This window comes from Pantoea sp. SIMBA_079 (assembly GCF_046940275.1).
In the GTDB taxonomy this organism is placed as follows: Bacteria; Pseudomonadota; Gammaproteobacteria; order Enterobacterales; family Enterobacteriaceae; genus Pantoea; species Pantoea borealis.
This window is the reverse complement of the sequence record NZ_JAWRYR010000516.1, coordinates 1-259: the sequence shown is the minus strand read 5'-3', so window position 1 is coordinate 259 and position 259 is coordinate 1. Positions and strand designations below refer to the sequence as shown.

The window sequence follows — 259 nt, the reverse complement described above, 5'->3', positions numbered from 1 at the left end:
CTCGTACGGGCTGCCGGCGTACTGGTACATCACCACCGGCACGCTCGCCATCGGCTGCATGATGTTGTTGTTCCAGTACTGGTTGCCGAACGCGGTGAACAGCAGCGGCGCGGTTTCGCCGGAGATGCGGGCGAGCGCCAGCAGGATGCCGGTGACGATGCCCGCCGACGCGCTGCGGTACATCACCTGCACGATGACCTTCCAGTGCGGGACGCCGAGCGACAGCGCGGCCTCGCGCATCTGCGTGGGCACCAGCTGC

The 259-nt window shown here is 67.6% G+C and carries 1 protein-coding gene; it reads right to left on the bottom strand.

Translation table 11 applies throughout. From position 1 onward, the window contains the following. Positions 1–259, bottom strand: a 259-nt coding sequence (locus SB719_RS21020) for an ABC transporter permease subunit (RefSeq protein ID WP_412159865.1), incomplete at both ends; no start/stop codon positions are given.